Consider the following 23,784-nt stretch of genomic DNA (forward strand, 5'->3'; position numbering starts at 1 on the left):
GCGGCATTCCGCGGCGCCCGGATCGGCATCGAAGGTGTAATCCCCGCGCCCGCAAAGCGAAACAACGCTTGGCCGAGCCCGGTGATGGACAAGAGGGGAGACGATGAAGGCAGTTATCTTGGCAGGTGGTCTCGGCACGCGGATCAGCGAGGAGTCGCACCTCAAGCCCAAGCCGATGATCGAGATCGGTGGCAAGCCAATTCTTTGGCACATCATGAAGCAGTATTCCGCCCATGGAATCCACGACTTCGTCATTTGCCTGGGCTACAAGGGCTACGCCATCAAGGACTTCTTCGCCAACTACTTCCTGCACACCTCCGATGTCACGTTCGACATGTGCAACAACCGCATGGACGTTCACCAGAACTACAGCGAGCCGTGGCGCGTGACCTTGATCGACACCGGTGAAGACACCATGACCGGCGGCCGGCTGCGGCGGGCGGCGCGTTATCTGGAAAACGAAGAGGCGTTTTGCTTTACCTATGGCGACGGCGTCTCAGACCTCAACATCGGTGCGCTGGTGGATTTTCACCTGGCGCACGGCAAGCTCGCCACGGTGACGGCAGTCCAGCCTCCTGGACGTTACGGTGCGCTGGAGCGCGACGGCGATAGCGTCCTGGGTTTCACCGAAAAACCTCGGGGTGACGGTGGCTGGATCAACGGTGGTTTTTTTGTCCTCTCGCCGAAGGTCCTGCCCTATATCGCTGACGACCAGACTTCCTGGGAGGCCGAGCCGCTGGCAGCGTTGGCAACGGAACAGCAACTGCAGGCGTTCCAGCACGACGGTTTCTGGCACCCGATGGACACCCTGCGCGATAAAAATCATCTTGAGGCCCTGTGGCAAAGCGGGGAGGCCCCATGGAAACAATGGGGTTGAGCCCGGAGTTCTGGCGCGGCAAGCGGGTGCTGGTCACCGGCCACACCGGTTTCAAGGGCAGTTGGCTGGCGCTGTGGCTGCAAAGCCTGGGCGCTCGGGTCAGCGGTTTTTCCCTGGATCCGGCCACCGAGCCCAGCTTGTTCGAGCTGGCACGGGTAGGCGAGGGCATCGATGATCGGCGCGGTGATTTGCGCGACCTCGGCGCGTTGCTGGAAGTGCTCGCCGACGTGCAGCCGCAGATCGTCCTGCACCTGGCGGCTCAACCATTGGTACGCGAGGGTTATCGCGATCCGCTGGGCACGTATTCCAGTAACGTCATGGGCACCCTGAACCTGCTCGAAGCGGTCCGCCAGCTCGGCGGCGTGCGAGCCTGTGTCCTGGTCACTACCGATAAGGTCTACGCCAATCAGGAATGGCTGTGGCCCTACCGCGAAAACGAAGCCCTGGGTGGCCACGATCCTTACAGCAGCAGTAAGGCCTGCTGCGAGTTGCTGGCGCAGTCTTATGCCGCCTCGTTTTTCTCCGCCGATCGTTACGCCGAACACGGCCTGGCCCTGGCTACGGCCCGGGCTGGAAACGTACTGGGCGGCGGTGATTTTGCCCCTGAACGGCTGATTCCAGACGTGCTCAAGGCCTGGTCGGCGGACGAACCGGTGACGCTGCGTTATCCCCAGGCCGTACGCCCCTGGCAGCACGCCCTGGAGCCGCTGGCCGGTTACCTGCAATTGGCCGCGCGGCTCTATGAGCAAGGCCCGGAGTTTGCCGGTGCCTGGAACTTTGGCCCCGGCGAGGCCGACATGTGCAGCGTCGGCGAAGTCGTCCAGTTGCTCGCCGAACGCTGGCCGCTGGCGCCGGGCCTACGGATCGAACCGAGTGATTTGCATGAAGCCGGCCTGCTGCGCCTGGACAGCAGCCGTGCCCGTCAGTTGCTGGGTTGGCAACCGCGCTGGTCGTTGCAGCAGTGCCTTGCCCAGACCCTCGATTGGCATTTGGCGTGGCAAAACGGCGATGACATGCGTCAGGTCACCCTCGGCCAATTGAATCTGTACCGAGGCGCGTTGTGAGCGAGTTTTTGTTAAAGGCATTGCCTCTTGCCGGGCTGTTCAGCGTCCAGCACAAACGCTTCGAAGACCAGCGCGGGCATTTTGCCCGGCTGTTCTGCGAGGGCAGTCTGAGCGCGTTCGGCCAACCGTTTCATATCCGTCAGATCAACCATTCCTGCACCCGTGAGCGAGGTAGCGTACGGGGTCTGCATTACCAGAGCGCGGCGCAACCGGAGGCCAAATTGATCACTTGCCTGCGCGGTGGGGTCTGGGATGTGGCGGTGGATTTGCGCCCCGATTCCGACACTTTCCTGCACTGGCATGCCGAACATTTAACGGCGGGTGACGGCCGCAGCCTGTTGATCCCGGCCGGGTTTGCCCATGGGTTCCAGACCCTGACCGACGATGCCGAGCTCCTGTATCTGCACAGTGCCGATTACGCCCCGGAGCATGAGGGTGGCGTATCGGTCAATGATCCGCGGCTGGCGATTGCCTGGCCGCTGCCTGTCAATAATCTGTCGATGCGGGACAGCAGCCATCCCTTGCTCGACGAGCATTTCGCTGGAGTGCGTGTATGAATTGCCGAGGTTGCGGGACTGCCCTGGTGTTGCCACTGATTGACCTTGGCACGTCGCCGCCGTCCAACGCATACGTGCGGGCTGACCAACTGGAGCAGGCCGAGCAGTGGGTGCCGCTCAAGGTTGCGGTATGCCAGCAGTGCTGGCTGGTACAGACCGAGGATTACACCCGCGCCGACAGTCTGTTCGATGCCGACTACGCCTATTTCAGTTCGTTCTCCAGTACCTGGCTGGCCCATGCCGAGCACTATGTGGCCGAGATGGTCGAACGCTTCGATTTGACCCCGGACAGCCGCGTGGTGGAGATTGCCGCCAACGACGGTTACCTGTTGCAGTACGTGGCCAAGCGCGGCATTGCGTGCCTGGGCGTCGAGCCGACCCGCAGCACCGCCGAGGCGGCTCGTGAAAAAGGTCTGGAAATTCGCGAGCTGTTCTTTGGCCGCGATACCGCGTCGCAACTTGTGGGTGAGGGTTGGGCAGCCGACCTGATGGCGGCCAATAACGTGCTCGCCCATGTGCCGGACATCAATGATTTCCTCGCCGGTTTCGCCACGCTGCTGAAGCCGACGGGCGTCGCGACGTTTGAGTTTCCGCAATTGCTCACGCTGATGGCCGGGCAGCAGTTCGACACCCTGTATCACGAACATTTTTCCTACCTGTCGCTGACGGCCGTACAAACACTGTGCGAGCGCAACGGGCTGGAAGTATTCGATGTCAGCCAACTGTCGACCCACGGCGGCTCGCTGCGGGTGTTCGTCCAGCGCTCCGATGGCGAGCGTCGTCCGGTGCTGGCCACGGTGCAACAGCAATTGCAGGCTGAGCTGTCCGCTGGCGTGAAAACCTCTGCGTATTACGCCACCCTGGCGCCGGCCGCTGAGGCCATCAAGCATGGTTTGCTGCGCTTCCTGTTGCAGGCCAAGGCTGATGGCAAGCATGTGGTCGGTTATGGCGCGGCCGCCAAAGGTAATACGTTGCTCAACTATGCCGGGGTCAAACCCGACCTGCTGGCATGGGTAGCCGATGCCAATCCGCACAAACAGGGCAAGTACTTGCCGGGCAGCCGAATCCCGGTCGTATCGCCCGAGCGTATCGCGCGGGAGAAACCCGATTACGTCCTCGTCCTGCCCTGGAACCTGTTGAGCGAAGTCAGCCAGCAGTTGGCCGAGGTTCGTCAATGGGGTGGGCAGTTCGTGATAGCCGTGCCTGAGTTGACGGTGCTATGAAGGTCCTGGTGACTGGCGCTACAGGGTTCGTCGGCCGTCATCTGGTCCAGGCGTTGCTAGCGCGTGGCTGTGAGGTAAGGGCTGTTGCTCGTCGGGTCGAACCGGCGAGAGCATTGCCTTGGTTCGACCAGGTCGAGTTCGTGGCGGCTGATGTCCACGACGAGGCGCTGGACGTCGCGGCGCTGGTCGAAGGGGTCGATGCGTTGGCGCACCTGGCCTGGCCTGGGTTGCCGAATTACCAGGCACTGTTTCATTTCGAACACAACTTGATGGCTGATTATCGCTTCATCAAAAAGGCCGTCGAGGCAGGCATTTCCCAAGTGCTGGTCACTGGCACCTGTTTCGAATACGGCCTGCAAAGCGGGCCGCTCGACGAGCAGACTGCGCCGCAACCGGCCAATCCTTACGGATTGGCGAAAAACACCTTGCGCCTGTTTCTCGAACACCTGCAACGCGAGCATCCCTTTACCTTGCAGTGGGCCCGCTTGTTCTACCTGCATGGCGCTGGCCAGAACCCCAACAGCCTGCTGGCGGCGCTGGACCGGGCCATCGATGCGCAAGCAGCGGTATTCGATATGTCCGGGGGGGAGCAGTTGCGCGATTACCTGCCGATCGAGACTGCGGCCGCCCATTTGGCTGGCCTGCTGCTGCGGCGCCGTTTCAATGGCGTGGTCAATTGTTCCAGCGGCGAACCGGTGTCAGTGCGCGCGCTGGTGGAAGCACACCTGCGCGAGCGTGGTGCCGCCCTTCGCCTGAACCTGGGCCATTATCCTTACCCGACTCACGAACCCATGGCGTTCTGGGGCGTGGCTGACCGTTTGCAAAACTTATTGGGAGCCGCACATGACGCGTGAGCTGTACCGGGCCACCGGTCTTCCGGTTTTGCAAAACCGGACCTTTGCCGATGAGCAGTCGGCCAAAGCCTCGGCATGTGCCGATATGGTACTCGTCCAGGACGAAGTGAGCGGGTTGGTCTTCAACCAGGCATTCGATGCCGACAAGCTCAGCTACGACAGTGATTATCAGAACGAACAGGCCCACTCGGCGCAGTTCCAGCGGCATCTGTCTGAGGTAGAAGGCATCATTGCCCGGCACTTCAGCGCTCAGGAGCTGATCGAGGTCGGTTGTGGCAAGGGCTATTTCCTGGAACTGCTCAAGCAGCGTGGCTACGCCATCACGGGCATCGACCCGGCCTACGAGGGCGATAACGCCGATGTGATCAAGGCCCCGTTCACTCGTGACCTGGGCCTGTCGGCCGACGCGGTGGTGCTTCGTCATGTGCTTGAGCACATCCAGGACCCGCTGAGCTTTCTCACCGAAATCGCAGCGGCCAATCAGGGCGGCCAGATCTACATCGAAGTGCCATGCCTGGACTGGATCCTGGAGCATCGCGCCTGGTTCGACCTGTTCTACGAGCATGTCAATTATTTCCGCCTCGATGACCTGCGCCGAATGTTCGGCACGGTGCATGAAGCCGGACATCTGTTCGGCGGCCAGTACCTGTACATCGTGGCTGACCTGGCTACGTTGCGCCTGACGCCGGAAGAACCCGCGGCGGAACTCGCGTTGCCGGACGGCTTCACTGCCAGTCTCGGGCGCGCGGTGCAGATTATCCAGGCTGCGCCGCAGCAGGGCTCGGCGATCTGGGGGGCTTCGTCCAAAGGTGTGATCTATTCGCTGTTCCTGCAACGCGCTGGTGTGGCGGTGGACTGCGTGGTGGATATCAACCCGGCCAAGCAGGGACGGTATCTACCCTTGAGTGGCGCGCGTGTCTGCTCACCGGATGAGGCGATGGATACCTTGCCTGAAGGGGCGCACGTGTTTGTGATGAATTCCAATTACCTTGAAGAGATCAAGCGGATGACCGGTGGGCGTTACGTCTACCACGCCGTTGACAGTGCTTCGTTCCAATAACCACGAGATTCGAACATGACCGACAACACGATCCATAAAGCCTTCGAAGCCCAATGCCAGACCGAAATCGCCGGTCAAGGCCAAGACCAGAAACTCGTTGGCCTGGCCAAAGAGTTCTTCAACGAATCGGCCCGTCACAAGTACAGCTACCATTTTTCCTGGATGGGCCGCCCCATCATCCAGTTGCCGCAGGACATGATGGCCATGCAGGAACTGATCTGGCAGATCAAGCCTGACCTGATCATCGAGTGCGGCATCGCCCACGGTGGTTCGATCATCTATTACGCCTCGTTGCTGGAGCTGCAAGGCCACGGTGAAGTGCTGGGCATCGACCTGGATATCCGCCCCCATAACCGTGAAGCCATCGAGAGCCACCCGATGAGCAAACGCATCTCGATGATCGAGGGTTCGAGCATCGATCCGGCCATCGCCGAGCAGGTCCATGCAGCGGCCAAAGGCAAGAAAGTCATCCTGGTGCTCGATTCCAACCACACCCACGACCATGTGCTCGAAGAACTGCGTCTGTACGCGCCGCTGGTTTCGGTAGGCAGCTATTGCGTGGTGATGGACACCGTGGTCGAGGACATGCCGGCGGACTTTTTCCCGGATCGTCCATGGGGCCCGGGCGACAACCCGAAAACCGCGGTGTGGAAATACCTCGAGGAAAATGGCGATTTCGAAATTGACCGGCAGTTGCAGAACAAGCTGCTGATCACCGTTGCACCGGATGGCTATCTGCGCCGGGTTCGTTAATTCATCCGTATCAAATCATTGGCGTCTGGCAGGTTGTGGGGACAGGAAATATGCAGGTTCGAAACAATGCTCAAAGCAACGTGGCACCGCTGAACGAGCGGTTCACAGTGGTGGTGATTTCCCACAACCGCAGTGCGTTCCTGCGCCGGACATTGCATTACTACAGCGGCTATCCGTGTTCGGTGCTGGTGCTTGACTCATCGGTCGAGCGCGATGAGCAAATTGCCCGGGATTTTCCCTCGGTCGATTACCGGCACTTGCCTCAGTTCACTTACAAGGGGCTGCAAGACAAGCTGGTGTACGGCGTCAATCAGGTCACGACGCCCTACATGGTGTTCGCCGCCGATGACGATTTCCTGCTGCACGATGCCTTGACCGAATCGGTGGAGTTCCTCGAAGCCAACCCTGACTATGGCCTGTGCCATGGCTACGGGATCATGTATTTGTCCTGCGCCACGGAAGTCTGCTACTTCCGTCGTGATCGCAAGGTGCATGAGGACTACAACAGCGAACTGGCCGAGGACCGTGTGATCCGTTTCATGGATCAGTTCCTTCCGCCGTTCTACGCCGTGACCCGCACCGACCTGCTGCAGCAGTGGTACGGCATGCTGCCGCCAGGCACCAGTTTCGAATGGCAGGAAATCGGTCATACCTTTTACTTGCTGGCGTGCGCCAAGGCGCGGATCCTGCCGATTCCGTTCGCCGTGCGCGAACTCAACTACGGCGGTTCCGAACACAACACCAATGTGTTGACCGTGCTTAGCTACAAGGACGCCAAAAGCGTTGCCGAGCGGGAACAGTTCGCCGAGTTTCTCGCATCCGTGCCTACCCAGCTTACCCAGCAGGCTCCGGAGCGTATCAAACAGATTGCTTTGGACAGTTTTGCAGCCATGGCTGACTGCTTGCAGCAGGGGCGCTCACTCAAAGGTACACAGATCATTCGTTCCGCCTGGCTGGAAGCAGGGGGCGAGCCGATACGTTCGTTTGGCCCACAGCAGTTTGTTGAAATGCCATTTTATAATCAGAGGGTTTTCGATCTGCTGACCCAGTTTGAATTCCTGCTGCATGCAATGCCGGCCGGTCGCCTTCAGCTTCAGCAACTGGAAGGCATCCTGCTGCGCCAGCACGAATTGATGCAGGTGCAACCCAATGACGACGAGCGCACATTGCGCAGTCGTTTGTGGGAGGCCCAAGGCCTGTACGCGTTCAATCGTACCGTGGTCAAGCGCCTGGCCGAGTCGTTGAAGAACAGCGACGAGCCTGAAGAATCGGTGAAGTTGCAGGCCTGGCTCGAGCGTCTGGACTCGGTGCCGGGGCAGCAGGATCGCCGGTTACTGGAGAACATGCACTCCGGTCGCTTGTTGAGCTGGCTTGAAGCACGTAACCCCGATGAACAGCAACTCAAGTCCATCGCCGCCCACCTGGCCGAGCATCAGGGCGGGCCGCGGTTTGGCATCCTGTTGCTGGATCTGGACGCTGACATGTTCAAGTTGCAGGCTACCTTCGACAGCCTGGTCAACGGCCATTGCAAAGCATTCAACGTCGTGGTGTTCACCACGGGTGACTTGCCGGCGACCACCACCGCGCGTGACACCGTGCACTTCGTCAAAGTCAGCACCACCAATTACGTCGAGCGCATCAATCAGATCGTCGGGCAATCCACCGCCGACTGGCTGTTGCTGGCCGAAGCCGGTGACCAGTTCACCCAAAGCGGCCTGCTGCGCGCCAGTCTCGAACTGATCGGTGCCGAGGGCGTGCGCGCGGTGGCCATGGATGAAATCCAGCGCAAGGCCGATGGCGGCCTCACCGACGTATTCCGTCCGGGGGTCAACCTCGATCTGTTGCAATCGGTGCCTTCGTTGATGGCGCGGCACTGGCTGATTCGCCGTGAGGTGCTGACCCAGGCCCGTGGCTTTACCGCGCAATACACCCAGGCCCTGGAACTGGACCTGCTGTTGCGCCTGATCGAGGACGAAGGGCTCAGCGGCCTGGCGCATCTGGCCGAGCCGTTGTTGATCTGCAACGCCCCGACGCAGGAAGAAAACCCTCAAGAGCGTCAGGTGTTGACCCGTCACTTGACTGCCCGGGGCTATCGCGCCCAGGTCACTTCGGCCCAGCCGCTGACCTACCAGATCGATTACCAGCACGCCGAACGGCCACTGGTGTCGATCATCCTTGAGAGCCGCGACAACTTCGAACACATCCAACAGGCGTTGGTCAGCGTGCTGCAGCGTACCCGCTACCATCGTCATGAAATCGTGATTGCCGACAACCACAGCCAATCCGAAGACCTGATCCAGTGGCTGGATAGCCTGGAAGGCAAGGGCGACCGGATTAGCATCCTGCGCAGCGACCGCCGCTTGAGCACTTCGGCGTTGTACAACTGGGCCAGCGGCCAGGCCAAAGGTGACTATCTGGTGCTGCTGTCTGCTCAGGTGCAAGTGGTCAACTCCAACTGGCTCGACAGTCTGCTCAACCAGGCCCAGCGGCCTGAAGTGGGGGTCATCGGCAGCAAACAGATGGACAACCGCGGTGTCACCACCCAGGCCGGGCTGGTGCTTAAGCCCGACGGCCAGGTGGGCTCGGTGTTTGTTGGCGAACGCAAGGACGCCAAGGGCTACCTCAACGGTCATCAGGTGGAGCAGAGCTACTCGGCGGTGTCGGGCGCTTGCCTGATGATCCGCAAGGAGCTGTTCGAAGCCGTGGACGGCCTGGACGAGGGCCACTTCGCTGAGGCGTTTGCCGATGTCGATCTGTGCCTGAAAGCGGCCGATGCGGGTTATCTCACCGTCTGGACCCCTCAGGCCCAGATGCTGCACCCCGGCACATTCGCCCAAGCGCCACAGGCTGCCGGCGCTCTGCAGGACAAATGGCGGGCGCGCTTTGAACACGACCCGGCCCGTAACCCCAACCTGGCCTTGACCGGCACCGGCTTTGCGCTGGGCACCGCTACGGCTGTCGATTGGTCGCGGTTGCTTGCATAGGGTCTGTTACTAAATCCGTTGTTGCTGATTAGGCCTTTTCAAAAGGCTTAATCAGTAAAATCGCGTGACCTGTGAGTCATAACGCGCATCTTCACTGTATTGTATTGACCGGGAAGATGGCGCCTGGCCCTTATCAGGCCCAGTGATAGCCCTTTACACTTCCCGTTTGTCGGCGCCCCTCGAATCCTTGCGAGCGGTGGTATTGGGCTGTTTTTAATTGGGAAGCCGTAATGATTGGCATAAAAGGCATTGCGAGCTACGTTCCTGTAGCCGGCGTGGATAATTACGCACAAGGTGCGAAGTTCGACAAGGATGAAGAGTTCATCCTGGGCAAGATCGGTTCCGCCTTCTTGCCGCGCAAGGATGACGGGCAGGAAACCTCGGACCTGTGTGTAGAAGCGGCCAATGCGCTGTTTGCCAACAATCCCGGCCTGAAACGTGAATCTGTCGATGTACTGATCGTCGTTACCCAGAACGGCGACGAAGAAGGCTTGCCTCACACGGCGGCCATCGTTCAGGACAAGCTGGGTTTGCCGACCACTGTCGCAGCGTTTGATATCTCCCTGGGCTGCTCGGGTTATGTCTATGGCATCTACGCCATCAAGGGCTTCATGGAAGCCGCCGGCCTGAAGAATGGCCTGCTGATAACGGCGGACCCGTATTCGAAAATCGTTGATCCGGAAGATCGCAACACCACGATGTTGTTTGGTGACGCCGCTACCGCTACCTGGATGGGCGAGGATGCACCGTGGCACCTGGGCAAGGCCAAGTTCGGCACCGACGGTTCCGGTGCGCCGCACCTGAAGGTCAGCGACGGGGTGTTCTTCATGAACGGTCGCCAAGTGTTCAATTTCGCCTTGATCAAGGTTCCGGCTCATTTGCATGAGTTGCTCGCCGAGTCCGATCTGCAGGCCAGCGACATCGATGCGTTCTGCATTCACCAGGGCAGTGCGGCGATTGTCGATGCGGTGGCGCGGCGTTTCGAAGGCGAGCCGGAGAAGTTCATCAAGGATATGGTCGAGACCGGGAACACCGTGTCGTCGAGCATTCCATTGCTGCTGGAAAAGCACGTGCTCGATTCCGACTGGAAACGCGTGGCGTTAAGTGGTTTTGGCGTGGGCCTGTCCTGGGGGTCGGCGATCATTTATCGTCCTTGAGCCGTTAATGCCCGAGCACAAAAAATAGCGTCCAAGGTGTAACCTTGAACGCTATTTTTTTGCCTGATGGAAAAGCGAGACGCCATGAGCGAGTTCTTTGAGCGCAATTTCCAGGTGATCGAGCAACGCTGGCCGGCCGTGGCCCAGCGGCTGCTGCTGGAGAATGCCGGTGAGTTGCAGGCCGATCTGGTGGAGGGCCTGGGTTCGACCCTGAGCATCAACGGCATCCAACTGACCAGCCGGCATGACCGTCTCGCCGAAGCTGATCTGCAAGCTGCCAGCCTGCCGCAGGATGCCACCATAGTGCATGTCTACGGCACCGGGTTGGGCGACCTGCAAAACCGCTTGCTGGAGCGGGCAGGGCTCGAGCGGTTGTATGTTCATGTTCTCAACGGCGCGGTGTTTTCCCTGGTACTGCAGGTACTGGATCAGATGCCATGGCTTGCCGATCCCAGGGTGGTGTTGCTCTACTCGGGCGATCTGGCGGAAATCCAATTGCCATTCTTCGCGCTCCCCGCCGAGCTGGTACTGGCCGATGATTACAGTGCCAAGATTCGTGATCGCCTGATCAGCGAAATTCATCTGGACTTCACTAATCGGGAGTTCGATTCCCAAGCCCCCGAGATCGTCCAGCGGTTGCAATCGACATTCAATCTCGTGCGAGACGACCGCGATGTTGCCGAGCTGTTCGGCGCGTTCAAGGGGCGTGAGGCGTTCGTCGTTGCCACCGGTCCCAGCCTTGAGCAACATTTCGAGAGACTTCGCGGCTTGAATAGCCAAGCCCAGCGGCCGCTATTGATCTGTGTCGATACGGCCTATCGGCCCTTGATCACCCAGGGCATCCGACCGGATATCGTGGTCAGCATTGATCAACGCATTTCGGCGCGCCACCTTCCGCCCGAAGACACCGGCGACATTGCCCTGGTTTACCTGCCAATGGCGGATCCATCGGTGATTGAAGCCTGGCAGGGCCGCCGTTATGCCGGTTATTCCGCCAGCCCTGTCTATCATCAAATGCGCCAGCAACTGCCTCGGGGCGAGCTGTACGTAGGTGGCAGCGTGATTCATCCGGCCGTGGACCTGGCCGTCAGGATGGGCGCGGCGCAGGTCACTTTGTTCGGAGCCGATTTCGCTTTTCCCCATGACAAGACCCATGCGGGTTGGGACGACGGCGATTTGGGACCACAGTTGGACGCATCCAGGCATTGGGTGCTTGATGGCCATGGCCAGCGCATCAAGACTCAGCTCAACTTCCGTAGCTATTTGTGTGAGCTGGAGCGATTTGTCGCCAGGCACCCTCAGGTGCGCTTTTATAACAGCAGTCGAGATGGAGCGATGATCGTGGGCACTGCTTTTCATCCAGAGTTTGTGCGATGAGCAGCCTTGAGGTGGTCATCGAAGACGCACGCGGATGTGCTCGGCTGTTTCGTCTTGGCCGCGATGTCGAGGCGGGGCTGGCGATGGTTGCAGTGGTCGAGGCGGCCCAGCCTTTTGTCGAGCTTATGCCAGGCGATGTCCAGTCATCGTGGGGCGGTTTGCTTGGCTTGATGTTCAACGATCAGCAGGCTCAGAACTGGCTTTCGCTGGCGGATTATCTTGAGTACGAGCTGGTTGACCTATTGACCGCTGGTCAGGCGGTTTAAGTCTTTTTCCCCTCCGCTAGGACCGCTGTCTGGACGAATAGCGGCTCCGGCAATTCCCTGACGTCATTTTTTTACCTTCTGAGCGCTGCCAAGTCCTTGATTTACGAGGGGTGGCACCCTGATGGCAAATTATTTGAAAAAACAGCTAAAGCAAGTTCCGATTACGACGATAACTATTACGAAGGTTCTCTAGGCCACACCCGGCGGTTGCCAGGGCCGGAAGCCGCAGTACCCAACCAACGAGGAATTCGTCATGGCTTTAACAGTAAACACTAACGTCACATCGTTGAACGTTCAGAAGAACCTGAACAAGGCTTCCGATGCTCTGTCCACTTCGATGACCCGTCTGTCTTCCGGCCTGAAAATCAACAGCGCCAAAGACGACGCCGCCGGCCTGCAGATCTCTACTCGTATGACCTCGCAAATCCGCGGTCAGACTGTTGCGATCAAAAACGCCAACGATGGTATCTCCATCGCTCAGACCGCTGAAGGCGCTCTGCAGGAATCCACCAACATTCTGCAACGTATGCGTGAACTGGCTGTCCAGGCTCGAAACGACAACAACGGCACTGCAGACCGTGATGCTCTGAACAAAGAATTTGCTCAGATGTCGGACGAACTGACCCGTATCGCTGATTCGACCAACCTGAACGGCAAGAACCTGATCGACGGTTCCGCTGGCACCATGACCTTCCAGGTCGGCTCCAACACCGGTGCTACCAACCAGATCACTCTGACCCTGAGCGACAGCTTCGACGCTGCGACCCTGAGCGTTGACTCTGCTGCCATCGCGATCAGTGCTGCTGATAGTGCTGAGGCTGAAACCAACACTGCAGCTGCAATCGACGCGATCGACGCTGCTCTGGCGACCATCAACGCCAGCCGTGCGGACCTCGGTGCTGCCCAGAACCGTCTGACCAGCACCATCTCCAACCTGCAGAACATCAACGAAAACGCCGCTGCTGCACTGGGTCGTGTACAAGACACCGACTTCGCTGCTGAAACTGCCCAGCTGACCAAGCAGCAGACTCTGCAACAGGCTTCCACTTCGGTTCTGGCCCAGGCCAACCAACTGCCATCCGCTGTACTGAAGCTGCTTCAGTAATAGTCGGATGAGTTTTAGCGGGGGAGTGCGCTTGCGTACTCTCTCGCTTTTTCCGTTCAAGAGGTGATGGACATGGATATGAGCGTGAAGCTGAACTTGTCTTATCCAGCTGCGAAGCCGGCGACGACATTTGCCGACAAGCCAGTGGAGAAGCCTCGAGCCGATGCTGCCACCGTGGTACCGGTCAAGGATGAGCCAAAAGACGCTGAGGCCGAGCAGGAAAAACTGAAGAGAGCGGTTCAGGAGATCGAAACCTTTGTTCAGTCGGTCAAGCGCAATCTGGAGTTCTCAATCGATGAGCCTTCAGGCAAAGTGGTCGTCAAAGTGATTGCCAGCGGCTCCGGTGAAGTGATTCGCCAGATCCCTAATGAAGAAGTGCTCAAGCTGGCGAACAGTTTGAATGATGCAAGCAGCCTGTTGTTCAGCGCACAAGCCTGACAGCTGGCACGAATTTTGTTGTTTGGTTCTTTTGACGTTTTAAAGGTCAAAAGACCGGCGGCACACTGAAGGGAGTCCCACATGGCAAGTCCAATTCTACCTGGCTTGGGTTTAGGCTCTGGCCTTGATACCGGTGCTATCGTGAAGGCATTGGTGGATTCTGACAAAGCAGCCAAGCAAGGTCAGATTGACCGCGCCACCAAGACCAATACCGCCAATATTTCGGGGATCGGCACCCTGAAATCGCTGTTGGCTACCTTCCAGTCCGCGCTTGAAAGCCTGGGCAGCACGACCACGCCTCAATTCACCGGTGTTTCCGCTACTTCGGCCAATACCAGTGCGCTGACGGTGACAGCCGGGAACTCGGCGGTAAGTGGTATCTACTCGGTCAACGTCACTCAGCTGGCAACCTCCTCAAAAGTTGCCACGGCTGCTTTCGCCGGTGGCGCTTCCAGTGCGGTGGAGACCGGTACGCTGACCATTAGCCAGGGCGGTACGGATTACACCCTTGATATTCCTGCTGATTCGACGCTGCAGTCGGTTCGGGACGCTATCAACAGCAAATACTCCTCCAGCGGTCTGGCCGCCAACATCGTGACCGACAGTTTTGGTTCACGTCTTGTGGTGGGCTCGACTAAAACTGGTGCGGGCAACGATATTTCTCTCAGCGGCATTGCCAGTCTTGCGGCTGACGGCTCTGTAGCGATGGCTACACCCCCCACCGCGACTTCTTCAGGTTCTCTGGTGTTCGCACAGGATGCCAAGTTCAACGTCGACGGCCTGGCGATGACCAGTCCGACCAACAAGCTGGATAACGTGGTCTCAGGCTTGAGCATGACGTTAGTCGTTGCCGGTACCGGCCCGACGACCGTCACCGTTGCTGCCAACACCGACGGTCTGAAAGCTTCGATTCAGAAATTTGTCGATGCTTATAACGCTATTGCGAAGGCCGTGACTTCCCTGACCAAGCCATCGACAGATGCCGAAGGTAACTCGGTTCCGGCAGCATTGACCGGTGACTCATTGCCTCGCTCGCTTTTGGCGGCTATTCGCGCGCCTTTGTCCGAAACCGGTGCTGGCGATAAGCTGACCGTGTTGTCGCAGTTGGGGATTACCACCAACCAGACGACTGGTGCCCTGGATTTTAACAGTACGAAGTTCGCAACTGCCGTGAACGAAAGGCAGTTGGGTGGAGAAATCCAGACCCTGTTCACTGGGGAAAATGGTCTGATCGAGCGCATGCAGAATGCACTCAATCCCTACACGGAGACCAGTAAGAAGGACTCCAATGGCAAGCCTGTGGATAACATCCTGACGGCTCGATCCAAGAACCTGGAAGTTCTCAAGGCGAAACTGAGCGAAGATCAGTTGGCCCTTGATCGCCGAATCGAAACCCTCACCGCGGTGCTGACCAAAAAGTACAACGACATGGATACCCTGGTGGGCAGGCTGAAAGCCACTGCCAGTAACATCACCTCGATGTTCGAAGCCATGACGGCACAGCAGAAAAACAGCTGATTCTGGTCGATACACAAAAGCCCGGTAGCGTCTCAGGACGCTCCGGGCTTTCGGCTTTTTCGATCTAAAGTTTTTTGACGCGGCGTCGATACGCTGTTTATACGAACCGAAGTTTTTTTTGATGAGGTAGAACATGAATCCGATGTTAGCCCTTCGCCAATACCAGAAGATTGGCGCCCAGGCGCAAACCTCCGAAGCAAGTCCCCATCGTCTGGTGCAGATGCTGATGGAGGGCGGGCTGGACCGCATTGCCCAGGCCAAGGGTGCGATGGAGCGCAAGGATATCGCCAATAAAGGCGTACTGATCAGTAAGGCCATCGGCATCATTGGCGGTTTGCGTGAAGGCCTGGACCTGGAAAACCAGGCCGAGTCGGTCACCGAGCTGGATAGCCTCTATACCTACATGATGAAGCGCCTGGCCGAAGCCAACGCCAAGACTGATCCGAAGATCCTCGACGAAGTCGCCGATCTGCTGAGCACGGTCAAGGAAGGTTGGGATGCCATCGCCGTACCGGGTCCGCAATTCTAAGGAGCACGCTCATGAGTCTTGTCTTGCAGCGAATCGAACAAACCCGTGATGCCCTGGTCGGTGCCCTGGCCGAGCGCAACTGGGAGGCAATCGGTCAATTGGACCTGGCTTGCCGTTCCTGCATGGAAGACGTTCTGAGCGAGCCTGAGGTAGACGAGGCGGCGTTGCGGAGCAATCTTGAGGAGTTGCTGGGGGTCTATCGGCAGCTGCTGGAGGCGGCCACTGGCGAGCGTCAGGCGATTGTCGACGAGATGTCGCAGATCCATCAAGCGCAGAACGCGGCAAAGGTTTACCATCTGTTCGGTTAACGCTCAGTTAATCCGAACAAAGTGCGCCATAAATTTGACTGTGCACGGTTTTTTGACTTAACTAGTGGCTGTTTACAGATTTCAGGCGTCTACAGGCATGACAAGTCTGCAAGCGTCTAGCTTGCCCCCAAATTCCGGGCATTGAGTTGACTAGGGAAGTTGCTATTGCATGTGGCGTGAAACCAAAATTCTCCTGATCGATGACGATAGCGTCCGCCGCCGCGATTTGGCGGTGATCCTAAATTTTCTTGGTGAAGAAAATTTACCCTGCGGAAGCCATGACTGGCAGCAGGCCGTCGGCTCTTTGTCGTCCAGTCGTGAGGTCATTTGCGTTCTGATCGGAACCGTAAATGCACCCGCAACGCTTTTGGGCTTGCTAAAGACACTCTCAACCTGGGATGAGTTCCTTCCGGTTTTGTTAATGGGCGAAAATTCTTCCGTTGACTTGCCTGAGGACCAGCGCCGCCGGGTGCTTTCCACGTTGGAAATGCCACCCAGCTACAGCAAGTTGCTCGATTCGCTGCACCGCGCCCAGGTTTATCGCGAGATGTACGACCAGGCGCGCGAGCGCGGCCGGCATCGCGAGCCCAACCTTTTCCGTAGTCTTGTTGGCACCAGTCGGGCGATCCAGCATGTGCGCCAGATGATGCAGCAGGTCGCCGATACCGACGCCAGCGTGTTGATCCTGGGTGAGTCGGGCACCGGCAAGGAAGTGGTTGCGCGTAACCTGCACTACCATTCCAAGCGTCGCGAAGCGCCGTTCGTGCCGGTCAACTGCGGTGCGATCCCGGCCGAGTTGCTCGAGAGCGAACTGTTCGGACACGAGAAGGGAGCCTTCACCGGCGCCATCACCAGCCGGGCCGGGCGGTTCGAGCTGGCCAACGGCGGCACGCTGTTTCTCGATGAAATCGGTGATATGCCGTTGCCGATGCAGGTCAAGTTGCTGCGAGTCTTGCAGGAACGTACCTTCGAGCGCGTGGGCAGCAACAAGACCCAGAGCGTCGATGTACGAATCATCGCCGCGACCCACAAGAACCTCGAGAGCATGATCGAGGTGGGCAGTTTCCGCGAAGACCTCTATTACCGCCTCAATGTTTTCCCGATTGAAATGGCACCGCTGCGTGAGCGGGTCGAAGACATCCCGCTGCTGATGAACGAACTGATTTCGCGCATGGAGCACGAGAAGCGCGGCTCGATCCGTTTCAACTCGGCGGCAATCATGTCCCTGTGCCGCCACGGTTGGCCGGGTAACGTCCGTGAGCTGGCCAATCTGGTCGAGCGCATGGCGATCATGCATCCCTACGGTGTGATCGGCGTGGTCGAGTTGCCGAAGAAATTCCGTTATGTCGACGATGAAGACGAGCAAATGGTCGATAGCCTGCGCAGCGATCTGGAAGAGCGCGTGGCGATCAACGGCCATACGCCCGACTTCACCGCCAATGCCTTGCTGCCACCAGAAGGCCTTGACCTCAAGGATTATCTGGGAGGCCTGGAACAAGGCCTTATCCAGCAGGCCCTGGACGATGCCAACGGTATCGTGGCCCGCGCCGCCGAACGCCTGCGCATCCGTCGTACCACCCTGGTGGAGAAGATGCGCAAGTACGGCATGAGCCGTCGCGAAGGAGATGAACAGGCGGATGATTGACGCCTGTTTTCCAACCGCCTGATTTTTCAGGCGGTTTTTTTTCGGCACGGGTATTGCTACATCCCTCGCAACGTTCCGTTTAACTGACGGTCAGCCAAGCGAGAGAGCACGATGACCCAAGCCGCCCAGATCTCACCTGTCCCCGAGCCGGGGATCATGCCGTCCGCCGAGCAGGCAAGCCGGGTTGGACTTGAGCAGGCCTTTTCGCTGTTCGACCAGATGTCCAGCCGGTTGACCGATTCCTACAGCCTGCTCGAAGCTCGCGTCACTGAGCTCAAGGGCGAGCTGGCAGTGGTCAGTGCCCAGCGCATGCAGGAGCTGGCGGAAAAGGAACGGCTGGCTAATCGGCTGCAAAATCTCCTCGACCTGTTGCCCGGTGGCGTTATCGTCATCGATGCCCATGGGCGCGTGCGCGAAGCCAATCCGGCGGCCTGCGAGCTGCTTGGCCTGCCATTGGAGGGCGAGTTGTGGCGGCACGTCATCGCCCGCTGCTTCGCCCCGCGTGAAGACGACGGCCATGAAGTGTCGCTCAAGGACGGTCGGCGCCTGTCCATCTCCACTCGTTCGCTGGACGCCGAGCCTGGGCAGCTCGTGTTGCTCAATGACCTGACTGAAACCCGTCATCTGCAAGATCAACTGGCCCGCCACGAGCGTCTGTCTTCCCTGGGGCGGATGGTGGCCTCGCTGGCTCATCAGATTCGTACGCCGCTGTCGGCCGCTTTGCTGTACGCCAGTCATCTGACCGAGCAGCAACTGCCGGTGGAAACCCAGCAACGCTTCGCCGGGCGCCTGAAAGAGCGGCTGCACGAGCTGGAGCATCAGGTGCGCGACATGCTGGTGTTCGCTCGTGGCGAGTTGCCATTGACCGATCGCGTCACCCCCAAGGTCTTGCTGCAATCCTTGCAAGCCGCCGCATTGACTCACGTGCAGGACCTGCCAATTCGCTGGCAATGCGACAGCCATGATGGCGAGGTGTTGTGTAATCGCGACACCCTGGTGGGCGCAGTGTTGAACCTGATCGAAAACGCGGTCCAGGCCAGCGGCGGCGACGTCCGGCTCAAAGTGCACTTGTACACACGGGGCAACACCTTGCGCTTGTGTGTCAGTGACAGTGGTAGCGGCATCGAGCCAGCGGTGCTGGCGCGTTTGGGCGAACCCTTTTTTACCACCAAGACCACAGGCACGGGCTTGGGCCTGACCGTAGTCAAGGCAGTGGCGCGTGCCCATCAGGGAGAATTGCAACTGCGCTCGCGTCTGGGGCGTGGCACCTGTGCACTGGTGCTTTTGCCATTGTTTTCCAGTACGCCGGGAGTGGAGTGAAGGTCATGGCGATCAAGGTGTTACTGGTTGAGGATGACCGGGCCCTGCGTGAGGCGCTGGCCGATACCCTGGTGCTGGCCGGGCACGATTACACCGCCGTCGGTTCGGCGGAAGATGCTTTGCTGGCCGTGGCTCAAGAGACCTTCGGCCTGGTGGTCAGTGACGTCAACATGCCGGGCATGGATGGGCACCAGCTGCTTGGTCTGTTGCGCGCCCGCCAACCTCAATTGCCGGTCCTGCTGATGACTGCCCACGGTGCCGTCGAGCGCGCCGTGGATGCCATGCGCCAAGGGGCTGCGGATTATCTGGTCAAGCCGTTCGAGCCCAAGGCGCTGTTGGATCTGGTGGCCCGCCATGCCTTGGGCAGCCCTGCCGTCGAGGGTGAAGGCCCGGTCGCGATCGAACCGGCCAGTGCGCAGTTGCTGGCGTTGGCCGCGCGGGTGGCTCGCAGCGACTCCACTGTTTTGATTTCCGGCGAATCCGGCACCGGCAAGGAGGTGCTGGCGCGCTACATTCACCAGCAATCCCGGCGTGCCAGCGAACCGTTCATTGCCATTAACTGTGCGGCGATTCCCGACAATATGTTGGAGGCGACGCTGTTCGGTCACGAGAAGGGCTCGTTTACTGGCGCCATCTCGGCCCAGGCCGGCAAGTTCGAGCAGGCTGACGGTGGCACCATTCTGCTCGATGAAATTTCCGAAATGCCCCTTGGCCTGCAAGCCAAGCTGTTGCGCGTGTTGCAGGAGCGGGAAGTGGAGCGGGTGGGTGCGCGCAAGCCTATCAGCCTGGACATCCGCGTGGTGGCGACCACCAACCGCGACCTGGCTGGCGAAGTGGCGGCCGGGCGTTTTCGCGAAGACCTTTACTACCGCCTGTCAGTATTTCCGCTGGCCTGGAGACCGTTGCGCGAGCGCACCGCCGATATCCTGCCGCTGGCCGAGCGTCTGCTGACCAAACACGTCAATAAAATGAAGCATGCGGCAGCCAGGCTGTCCCCCGAGGCCCAGGCGTTTCTGATCGCCTACCCTTGGCCTGGCAACGTACGGGAGCTGGATAACGCGATTCAGCGGGCATTGATTCTGCAGCAGGGCGGTCTGATCCAGCCGGAAGATTTTTGCCTGAGCGGTCCGGTGGCCTGCGCGCCATTGCCGGCCGTGTCAGCGGTCCCGGCGTTCGCCCCTCCGGCGGAAGTGGAGGGCGAATCGGCCGGTGCTTTGGGAGACGACCTGCGTCGTCGCGAATTCCAGATGATCATCGACACCCTGCGCGCCGAGCGCGGGCGTCGCAAGGAAGCGGCCGAGCGCTTGGGGATCAGCCCGCGTACCCTGCGCTACAAGCTGGCGCAAATGCGTGACGCCGGCATGGACGTCGAGGCCTACCTGTTCGCCAGTTGAGTGATGTGCACCGAATATCCCTTGTGGGAGCGGGCTTGCTCGCGAAAGCGATTTACCAGTCGCGGTTGCATTGACTGAACCACCGCCTTCGCGAGCAAGCCCGCTCCCACATGCATTTGTTTTTTACGGTCACGGAGCTGGCACCCTTGTTGCTAATACCTGTGTACCCGCTGAGTAAGTGTCAAAAAAATGCGGGCCGCCAGAGAGAGTAGACCATGAGCCAAGGTATTGAATTTAATCGGTTGATGCTGGACATGCGGGCCATGCAAATGGACGCCATGGCACAGCCTAAGTCGGTCGCGGTCCCGGAAGTGGGCGCCAGCAGTTTTTCCGACATGCTCGGTCAAGCCGTCAATAAAGTGAACGATACCCAGCAGGCATCGAGTCAGTTGGCCAGTGCTTTCGAGATTGGCAAAAGTGGCGTCGATCTGACGGACGTGATGATCTCTTCGCAGAAAGCCAGTGTCTCGTTTCAGGCGTTGACCCAGGTTCGTAACAAGCTGGTTCAAGCCTACCAAGACATCATGCAGATGCCGGTCTAAGGAAATTATTGAGTCATGGCAGAAGCAGTCGCTGATAACGTTCCGGCCAAGGCCACTCCGCCCGACGGCAAACCGCCGCTGTTCGGTCTGTCCTTCCTGGAAAACCTCTCCGAGATGACCATGCTGCGTCAGGTGGGCCTGTTGGTCGGCCTGGCTGCCAGCGTGGCGATCGGGTTTGCCGTGGTGCTGTGGTCCCAGCAGCCAGACTACCGTCCTTTGTACGGCAGTCTGGAGGGCATGGACGCCAAGCAAGTCATGGAAACCCTGGCTGCCGCCGACATTCCTTATACCGTCGAACCCAATTCCGGCGCCTTGCTGGTCAAGGCCGACGACGTGGCGCGCGCGCGCCTCAAGCTCGCCGCTGCTGGCGTAACGCCCACCGATGGCAATATCGGTTTCGAGATCCTCGACAAGGACCAGGGCCTGGGTACCAGCCAGTTCATGGAGGCGACCCGTTATCGTCGCGGCCTTGAAGGCGAATTGGCGCGCACCATTGCCAGTCTGAACAACGTCAAGGGTGCCCGTGTGCACCTGGCGATTCCAAAAAGCTCGGTGTTTGTGCGCGATGAGCGCAAGCCAAGCGCCTCGGTACTGGTTGAACTGTATTCCGGTCGCTCTTTGGAGCCCAGCCAGGTCGTGGCCATCGTCAATCTGGTGGCTACCAGTGTTCCCGAGTTGAGCAAGTCCCAGATCACCGTGGTCGACCAGAAGGGCAACCTGTTGTCCGATCAGGCGGAGAACTCTGCTCTGACCATGGCCGGCAAACAATTCGACTACAGCCGTCGCATGGAAGGCATGCTGACTCAGCGGGTGCACAACATCCTGCAACCGATCCTGGGTAACGACCGCTACAAGGCCGAGGTGTCGGCCGATGTGGATTTCAGCTCCGTCGAATCGACGTCCGAACAGTTCAACCCTGATCAACCGGCGTTGCGCAGCGAACAGTCAGTGAACGAGCAACGCACCGCCAGCAATGGCCCGCAAGGCGTGCCTGGTGCGCTTAGCAACCAACCGCCGTCGCCGGCCAGCGCGCCCCAGACCACCGGTGGTGCCACTGCGGCCGCTGGCATGGTGCAACCGGGCCAGCCGCTGATCGACGCCAACGGCCAACAGATCATGGACCCGGCCACCGGTCAGCCGATGCTGGCGCCATACCCGGCCGACAAGCGCCAACAATCGACCAAGAACTTCGAGCTCGACCGCTCCATCAGCCACACCAAGCAGCAACAGGGCCGTTTGAATCGCCTGTCGGTCGCGGTGGTGGTGGATGATCAGGTCAAGATCAACCCGGCCAATGGCGAAACCAGCCGTGCGCCGTGGAGTGCCGACGAACTGGCGCGGTTCACTCGCCTGGTGCAGGACGCGGTCGGTTTCGACGCCAGCCGTGGCGACAGCGTGAGCGTGATCAACGTGCCGTTCTCCCAGGAGCGCGGCGAAGAAATCGCCGACATTCCATTTTATTCGCAACCCTGGTTCTGGGATGTGGTCAAGCAAGTATTGGGTGTGCTGTTCATCCTGATCCTGGTGTTCGGCGTGCTGCGTCCGGTGCTCAACAACATTACCGGTGGCGGCAAGAACAAGCAGTTGGCTGGCTTGGGTGATGTAGAGCTGGGAGGCATGGGCGGCCTGGATGGCGAATTGGCCAATGATCGCGTCAGCCTCGGTGGGCCGCAGAGCATTCTGCTGCCAAGTCCGAGTGAAGGCTATGACGCTCAGTTGAACGCTATCAAGAGTCTGGTGGCAGAAGATCCGGGTCGTGTGGCCCAGGTCGTGAAAGAGTGGATTAACGCAGATGAGTGATAATCGAGCCGCTGTTGCCAAATTGTCCCGGGTCGACAAAGCCGCGATTTTGCTGCTGTCCCTGGGGTCGACCGACGCCGCCCAAGTGTTGCGTCACATGGGGCCCAAGGAGGTCCAGCGCGTGGGCGTGGCCATGGCGCAGATGGGCAACGTGCACCGTGAGCAGGTCGAACAGGTGATGAGCGAGTTCGTCGACATCGTCGGCGACCAGACCAGCCTGGGCGTCGGATCTGACGACTACGTGCGCAAAATGCTCACCCAGGCCCTGGGCGAGGACAAGGCCAATGGCCTGATCGACCGGATTCTGCTGGGCGGCAATACCAGCGGCCTGGACAGCCTCAAGTGGATGGAGCCGCGCGCGGTGGCTGACGTGATTCGTTACGAGCACCCGCAGATCCAGGCGATCGTGGTGGCTTACCTCGACCCGGACCAGGCCGGTGAAGTGCTGGGCAACTTCGATCATAAGGTGCGCCTGGACATCATCCTGCGGGTATCGTCGCTCAATACCGTGCAGCCGGCGGCCCTGAAAGAATTGAACCAGATTCTCGAGAAGCAGTTCTCGGGTAACTCCAATGCCTCGCGCACCACTCTGGGTGGCATCAAGCGCGCGGCGGACATCATGAACTTCCTCGACAGTTCGATCGAAGGCCAGCTCATGGACTCGATCCGCGAGTTCGACGAAGACCTGTCCGGTCAGATCGAAGACCTCATGTTCGTGTTCAACAACCTGTCCGATGTCGACGATCGCGGCATTCAGGCGCTGTTGCGCGAAGTGTCCTCCGACGTCCTGGTACTGGCCCTCAAGGGGTCGGACGAAGGCGTCAAGGAAAAGATCTTCAAGAACATGTCCAAACGGGCGGCCGAACTGTTGCGCGACGATCTCGAGGCCAAGGGCCCGGTACGTGTCAGCGACGTGGAAACCGCACAAAAGGAAATCCTCACCATCGCCCGCCGTATGGCCGAAGCCGGAGAGATCGTGCTCGGTGGCAAGGGCGGCGAAGAGATGATCTAAG

At 59.4% G+C, this 23,784-nt stretch carries 22 protein-coding genes; all 22 read left to right on the top strand.

Annotated features, from left to right (window positions below):
- Positions 1-103 precede the first annotated feature (103 nt).
- Complete coding sequence (gene rfbF / locus AC3I65_RS07165; protein WP_076385852.1) at positions 104-877, top strand: glucose-1-phosphate cytidylyltransferase; 774 nt, start codon at positions 104-106, stop codon at positions 875-877.
- Complete coding sequence (gene rfbG, locus AC3I65_RS07170; RefSeq protein ID WP_488523587.1) at positions 859-1,941, top strand: CDP-glucose 4,6-dehydratase; 1,083 nt, start codon at positions 859-861, stop codon at positions 1,939-1,941. The genes rfbF and rfbG overlap by 19 nt, the downstream gene beginning before the upstream one ends.
- A complete protein-coding gene (locus tag AC3I65_RS07175) occupies positions 1,938-2,498 on the top strand; it encodes a dTDP-4-dehydrorhamnose 3,5-epimerase family protein (protein ID WP_076385848.1) in 561 nt (186 codons plus the stop codon). The genes rfbG and AC3I65_RS07175 overlap by 4 nt, the downstream gene beginning before the upstream one ends.
- Entirely contained in the window at positions 2,495-3,721 is a 1,227-nt protein-coding gene (locus AC3I65_RS07180; protein ID WP_488523588.1) for a methyltransferase domain-containing protein, read from the top strand. The genes AC3I65_RS07175 and AC3I65_RS07180 overlap by 4 nt, the downstream gene beginning before the upstream one ends.
- Entirely contained in the window at positions 3,718-4,575 is an 858-nt protein-coding gene (locus AC3I65_RS07185) for an NAD-dependent epimerase/dehydratase family protein (protein ID WP_076385844.1), read from the top strand. Before AC3I65_RS07180 ends, AC3I65_RS07185 begins: the two co-directional genes overlap by 4 nt.
- Positions 4,565-5,635: a class I SAM-dependent methyltransferase gene (locus AC3I65_RS07190; protein WP_305467778.1), complete on the top strand. Its 1,071-nt coding sequence runs from the start codon at positions 4,565-4,567 to the stop codon at positions 5,633-5,635. The genes AC3I65_RS07185 and AC3I65_RS07190 overlap by 11 nt, the downstream gene beginning before the upstream one ends.
- Before the next feature lie 15 nt (positions 5,636-5,650).
- The gene (locus AC3I65_RS07195) at positions 5,651-6,388 is read left to right on the top strand and encodes a cephalosporin hydroxylase family protein (RefSeq protein ID WP_025212481.1); all 738 of its coding nucleotides are present in this window, start codon (positions 5,651-5,653) and stop codon (positions 6,386-6,388) included.
- 50 nt (positions 6,389-6,438) lie between these two features.
- On the top strand, positions 6,439-9,372 hold the full coding sequence (locus AC3I65_RS07200) for a TIGR00180 family glycosyltransferase (protein ID WP_488523589.1): 2,934 nt from the start codon (positions 6,439-6,441) through the stop codon (positions 9,370-9,372).
- A 230-nt stretch (positions 9,373-9,602) separates the two neighbouring features.
- A complete protein-coding gene (locus AC3I65_RS07205) occupies positions 9,603-10,529 on the top strand; it encodes a ketoacyl-ACP synthase III (protein WP_107322128.1) in 927 nt (308 codons plus the stop codon).
- Between the two features lie 84 nt (positions 10,530-10,613).
- Entirely contained in the window at positions 10,614-11,906 is a 1,293-nt protein-coding gene (locus tag AC3I65_RS07210) for a motility associated factor glycosyltransferase family protein (protein WP_488523590.1), read from the top strand.
- Positions 11,903-12,172 (top strand): hypothetical protein, encoded by a 270-nt coding sequence (locus AC3I65_RS07215; protein ID WP_076385836.1) that lies wholly within the window; start codon positions 11,903-11,905, stop codon positions 12,170-12,172. Before AC3I65_RS07210 ends, AC3I65_RS07215 begins: the two co-directional genes overlap by 4 nt.
- Before the next feature lie 253 nt (positions 12,173-12,425).
- On the top strand, positions 12,426-13,277 hold the full coding sequence (locus AC3I65_RS07220; RefSeq protein ID WP_024617493.1) for a flagellin domain-containing protein: 852 nt from the start codon (positions 12,426-12,428) through the stop codon (positions 13,275-13,277).
- 72 nt (positions 13,278-13,349) lie between these two features.
- Entirely contained in the window at positions 13,350-13,715 is a 366-nt protein-coding gene (locus AC3I65_RS07225) for a flagellar protein FlaG (RefSeq protein WP_047226239.1), read from the top strand.
- Positions 13,716-13,796: 81 nt separating this feature from the next.
- A complete protein-coding gene (gene fliD / locus AC3I65_RS07230) occupies positions 13,797-15,233 on the top strand; it encodes a flagellar filament capping protein FliD (protein WP_076385834.1) in 1,437 nt (478 codons plus the stop codon).
- A 133-nt stretch (positions 15,234-15,366) separates the two neighbouring features.
- The gene (gene fliS / locus AC3I65_RS07235) at positions 15,367-15,762 is read left to right on the top strand and encodes a flagellar export chaperone FliS (protein WP_047226241.1); all 396 of its coding nucleotides are present in this window, start codon (positions 15,367-15,369) and stop codon (positions 15,760-15,762) included.
- An 11-nt stretch (positions 15,763-15,773) separates the two neighbouring features.
- Positions 15,774-16,070: a flagellar protein FliT gene (fliT, locus tag AC3I65_RS07240; RefSeq protein ID WP_047226242.1), complete on the top strand. Its 297-nt coding sequence runs from the start codon at positions 15,774-15,776 to the stop codon at positions 16,068-16,070.
- Between the two features lie 169 nt (positions 16,071-16,239).
- Positions 16,240-17,715: a sigma-54 dependent transcriptional regulator gene (locus AC3I65_RS07245; RefSeq protein ID WP_047226243.1), complete on the top strand. Its 1,476-nt coding sequence runs from the start codon at positions 16,240-16,242 to the stop codon at positions 17,713-17,715.
- Positions 17,716-17,826: 111 nt separating this feature from the next.
- Positions 17,827-19,035: a sensor histidine kinase gene (locus tag AC3I65_RS07250; RefSeq protein WP_076385832.1), complete on the top strand. Its 1,209-nt coding sequence runs from the start codon at positions 17,827-17,829 to the stop codon at positions 19,033-19,035.
- Between the two features lie 5 nt (positions 19,036-19,040).
- Positions 19,041-20,429, top strand: a complete 1,389-nt coding sequence (locus AC3I65_RS07255) for a sigma-54-dependent transcriptional regulator (protein WP_047226245.1) — start codon at positions 19,041-19,043, stop codon at positions 20,427-20,429.
- A gap of 215 nt (positions 20,430-20,644) precedes the next feature.
- A complete protein-coding gene (gene fliE / locus AC3I65_RS07260; RefSeq protein ID WP_047226246.1) occupies positions 20,645-20,971 on the top strand; it encodes a flagellar hook-basal body complex protein FliE in 327 nt (108 codons plus the stop codon).
- 15 nt (positions 20,972-20,986) lie between these two features.
- Positions 20,987-22,771: a flagellar basal-body MS-ring/collar protein FliF gene (fliF, locus tag AC3I65_RS07265; protein ID WP_047226247.1), complete on the top strand. Its 1,785-nt coding sequence runs from the start codon at positions 20,987-20,989 to the stop codon at positions 22,769-22,771.
- A complete protein-coding gene (gene fliG, locus AC3I65_RS07270) occupies positions 22,764-23,783 on the top strand; it encodes a flagellar motor switch protein FliG (RefSeq protein ID WP_003199086.1) in 1,020 nt (339 codons plus the stop codon). Before fliF ends, fliG begins: the two co-directional genes overlap by 8 nt.
- Position 23,784 lies beyond the last annotated feature (1 nt).

Source organism: Pseudomonas sp. N-1-13 (assembly GCF_057787095.1).

What these genes read in the sequence shown, in the direction of transcription:
- fliS (WP_047226241.1), top strand. Translation starts at nt 15,367, where the DNA reads ATGAATCCGATGTTAGCCCTTCGCCAATACCAGAAGATTGGCGCCCAG.
- AC3I65_RS07185 (WP_076385844.1), top strand. Translation starts at nt 3,718, where the DNA reads ATGAAGGTCCTGGTGACTGGCGCTACAGGGTTCGTCGGCCGTCATCTG.
- AC3I65_RS07210 (WP_488523590.1), top strand. Translation starts at nt 10,614, where the DNA reads ATGAGCGAGTTCTTTGAGCGCAATTTCCAGGTGATCGAGCAACGCTGG.
- AC3I65_RS07250 (WP_076385832.1), top strand. Translation starts at nt 17,827, where the DNA reads ATGACCCAAGCCGCCCAGATCTCACCTGTCCCCGAGCCGGGGATCATG.
- AC3I65_RS07200 (WP_488523589.1), top strand. Translation starts at nt 6,439, where the DNA reads ATGCAGGTTCGAAACAATGCTCAAAGCAACGTGGCACCGCTGAACGAG.
- AC3I65_RS07225 (WP_047226239.1), top strand. Translation starts at nt 13,350, where the DNA reads ATGGATATGAGCGTGAAGCTGAACTTGTCTTATCCAGCTGCGAAGCCG.
- fliT (WP_047226242.1), top strand. Translation starts at nt 15,774, where the DNA reads ATGAGTCTTGTCTTGCAGCGAATCGAACAAACCCGTGATGCCCTGGTC.
- AC3I65_RS07220 (WP_024617493.1), top strand. Translation starts at nt 12,426, where the DNA reads ATGGCTTTAACAGTAAACACTAACGTCACATCGTTGAACGTTCAGAAG.
- fliF (WP_047226247.1), top strand. Translation starts at nt 20,987, where the DNA reads ATGGCAGAAGCAGTCGCTGATAACGTTCCGGCCAAGGCCACTCCGCCC.
- AC3I65_RS07190 (WP_305467778.1), top strand. Translation starts at nt 4,565, where the DNA reads ATGACGCGTGAGCTGTACCGGGCCACCGGTCTTCCGGTTTTGCAAAAC.
- AC3I65_RS07205 (WP_107322128.1), top strand. Translation starts at nt 9,603, where the DNA reads ATGATTGGCATAAAAGGCATTGCGAGCTACGTTCCTGTAGCCGGCGTG.
- AC3I65_RS07195 (WP_025212481.1), top strand. Translation starts at nt 5,651, where the DNA reads ATGACCGACAACACGATCCATAAAGCCTTCGAAGCCCAATGCCAGACC.
- AC3I65_RS07245 (WP_047226243.1), top strand. Translation starts at nt 16,240, where the DNA reads ATGTGGCGTGAAACCAAAATTCTCCTGATCGATGACGATAGCGTCCGC.
- AC3I65_RS07215 (WP_076385836.1), top strand. Translation starts at nt 11,903, where the DNA reads ATGAGCAGCCTTGAGGTGGTCATCGAAGACGCACGCGGATGTGCTCGG.
- AC3I65_RS07180 (WP_488523588.1), top strand. Translation starts at nt 2,495, where the DNA reads ATGAATTGCCGAGGTTGCGGGACTGCCCTGGTGTTGCCACTGATTGAC.
- rfbF (WP_076385852.1), top strand. Translation starts at nt 104, where the DNA reads ATGAAGGCAGTTATCTTGGCAGGTGGTCTCGGCACGCGGATCAGCGAG.
- rfbG (WP_488523587.1), top strand. Translation starts at nt 859, where the DNA reads ATGGAAACAATGGGGTTGAGCCCGGAGTTCTGGCGCGGCAAGCGGGTG.
- fliD (WP_076385834.1), top strand. Translation starts at nt 13,797, where the DNA reads ATGGCAAGTCCAATTCTACCTGGCTTGGGTTTAGGCTCTGGCCTTGAT.
- AC3I65_RS07255 (WP_047226245.1), top strand. Translation starts at nt 19,041, where the DNA reads ATGGCGATCAAGGTGTTACTGGTTGAGGATGACCGGGCCCTGCGTGAG.
- fliG (WP_003199086.1), top strand. Translation starts at nt 22,764, where the DNA reads ATGAGTGATAATCGAGCCGCTGTTGCCAAATTGTCCCGGGTCGACAAA.
- fliE (WP_047226246.1), top strand. Translation starts at nt 20,645, where the DNA reads ATGAGCCAAGGTATTGAATTTAATCGGTTGATGCTGGACATGCGGGCC.